The sequence below is a fragment of the Kitasatospora nipponensis genome, from assembly GCF_039528135.1.
GTDB classification, from domain to species: domain Bacteria; phylum Actinomycetota; class Actinomycetes; order Streptomycetales; family Streptomycetaceae; genus Kitasatospora; species Kitasatospora nipponensis.
This window is the reverse complement of sequence record NZ_BAAALF010000395.1, coordinates 1-2,163: the sequence shown is the minus strand read 5'-3', so window position 1 is coordinate 2,163 and position 2,163 is coordinate 1. Positions and strand designations below refer to the sequence as shown.

4 protein-coding genes are annotated in these 2,163 nt (G+C 73.3%); 3 read left to right on the top strand and 1 reads right to left on the bottom strand.

Features of this window, described 5'->3' with window-relative positions; translation table 11 throughout:
• The 3 genes from ABD323_RS40550 to rplI form a co-directional block, all read left to right on the top strand.
• Positions 1–284, top strand: a 284-nt coding sequence (locus tag ABD323_RS40550) for a single stranded DNA-binding domain-containing protein (RefSeq protein WP_486327169.1), incomplete at its 5' end; no start/stop codon positions are given.
• An 84-nt stretch (positions 285–368) separates the two neighbouring features.
• Positions 369–605 carry a 30S ribosomal protein S18 gene (gene rpsR, locus ABD323_RS40545; protein WP_030304537.1) on the top strand — a complete coding sequence of 79 codons (237 nt, stop codon included), beginning with the start codon at positions 369–371 and terminating at the stop codon, positions 603–605.
• A gap of 17 nt (positions 606–622) precedes the next feature.
• On the top strand, positions 623–1,069 hold the full coding sequence (gene rplI / locus ABD323_RS40540; RefSeq protein WP_344447122.1) for a 50S ribosomal protein L9: 447 nt from the start codon (positions 623–625) through the stop codon (positions 1,067–1,069).
• A 161-nt stretch (positions 1,070–1,230) separates the two neighbouring features.
• On the opposite strand, the gene ABD323_RS40535 is transcribed toward rplI, so the two are convergent.
• Positions 1,231–2,163 (bottom strand): MATE family efflux transporter (locus tag ABD323_RS40535; protein ID WP_344447121.1); only part of this gene is annotated, 933 nt, incomplete at its 5' end.

Here is a 2,163-nt window from a genome sequence, read left to right as displayed (position 1 = left end):
CCGCCAAGGTGACCCGGGCCAACCGGTCCGGCGCCCCCGGCGGCGGTAGTGGCGGCGGCTTCGGCGGCGGCCAGCAGGGCGGCGGCGGCCAGGGTGGCGGCTGGGGCGGCGGTGGCGGTCAGCAGGGTGGCGGCAGCTGGGGTGGCAACACCTCCGGCGGCGGCCAGTCCTCCGGCCCGGCCGACGACCCCTGGGCGTCCAGCGCTCCCTCTGGTGGAAACCAGGGTGGCGGCAGCTGGGGTGCCCCGTCCGGTGGCGGCTTCTCGGAAGAGCCCCCGTTCTAAGAGCTGACAGATTTCGTGCGACCCGGGCTCCGCGCCGTCCTCGGACGGACGGACCCGGATCGTGATCCCTTTTTGGAGCACATCATGGCGAAGCCGCCTGCTCGCAAGCCGAAGAAGAAGGTTTGCGTCTTCTGCAAGGACAAGGTCAACTACGTTGACTACAAGGACACGAACCTGCTGCGGAAGTTCATCTCCGACCGCGGGAAGATCCGTGCCCGCCGGGTCACCGGCAACTGCACCCAGCACCAGCGTGACGTCGCCACGGCCGTGAAGAACAGCCGTGAGATGGCCCTGCTGCCCTACACCAGCACCGCGCGCTAAGAGAGGGTGACCGAAGAATGAAGATCATCCTCACGCACGAGGTCTCCGGTCTCGGTGGCGCAGGCGAGGTCGTCGAGGTCAAGGACGGCTACGCCCGCAACTTCCTGGTCCCGCGTGGCTTCGCCATCCGCTGGACCAAGGGTGGCCAGAAGGACGTCGACGCGATCCGTCGTGCCCGCAAGGTGCACGAGATCCAGACGCTCGAGGCTGCCAACGAGTTCAAGGGCAAGCTGGAGGGCCTGCAGGTCAAGCTGGCCGTTCGCTCCGGCGAGGCCGGCCGTCTGTTCGGCTCGGTGACCCAGGCCGACGTCGTCGAGGCCGTCAAGGCCGCCGGCGGCCCGGTGGTGGACAAGCGCGCCGTCACGATCGCTTCGCCGATCAAGACCGTGGGCACCCACAAGGTCTCGGTCAAGCTGCACGCCGACGTCCAGGCCAACCTCGACGTCGCCGTCGTGGCTGCCTGAGTACGCTCCGGTCGGCCCGGCCCCGGTCGGGCCGACCACCCCGAGGGGCGGGGTCTCCGTTCGCGGAGGCCCCGGCCCTCGGGCGTGTGCGGGGCAGGTCCACAGGGCGCCGTCGGGTCGGCCCGGGACCGGCACCCTCGGGTCGGGCCCGGACGGTGGGGTCAGGCCCGGACGGCGCCGGTCACCAGCCAGGAGCCGGTGCGCACCCGGCCCAGCAGGAAGGCGCCGCGCACCAGCATGAAGGCGTTCATCGCCCACCAGAGCCCGGCCAGCCCCCCGCCCAGGGCGGGCACCGCGAGGGCGAGCGGCACGAACGCGGCCAGCGTGCCGAGGCTGGCCCAGGCCAGGTAGGGGCCGTCGCCGGCACCCATCAGCACGCCGTCCAGGGTGAAGACCAGGCCGGCCGCCGGCTGGGTCAGCGCGACCAGCAGCAGCACGGTGGAGAGCTGGTGCTGGACGGCGGGGTCCGGGGTGAACAGCGGCACGTACAGCGGTCGGCTGAGCACCACCAGCAGCCCGAGCAGCACCCCCGAGGCGACGCCCCACTCGACCATCCGCCGGGTCGCGGCCCGGGCACCGGGCCGGTCGCCGGCGCCCAGGTGCCGTCCGATGATCGCCTGCCCGGCGATCGCGATGGCGTCCAGCGCGAAGGCGAGGAAGGCCCACAGGCTCATGGCGATCTGGTGCGCCGCCACCTGCTGGTCGCCGAGCCGGGCGGCCACCGCGGTGGCCAGCACCAGCACCGCGCGCAGGCTCAGGGTCCGCACCATCAGCGGCCCGCCGGCCCGTGCGCAGGCCCGGATGCCGGCGAGGTCCGGGCGCAGTCCGGCCCGCTCGCGGCGGGCACCGCGGACCACCACGACCAGGTAGACGGCGGCCATCGCGCTCTGCGCCAGCACGGTCCCCCAGGCCGAGCCGGCCACCCCGAGGCCGGCGCCGTACACCAGGACGAGGTTGAGGCCGAGGTTGGCGGTGAAGCCGCCGACCGCCACCAGCAGGGGCGTGCGGGTGTCCTGCAGGCCGCGCAGCACGCCGGTGGCGGCCAGCACGGTCAGCATGGCCGGGATGCCCAGCGCGCTGACCCGCAGGTAGGT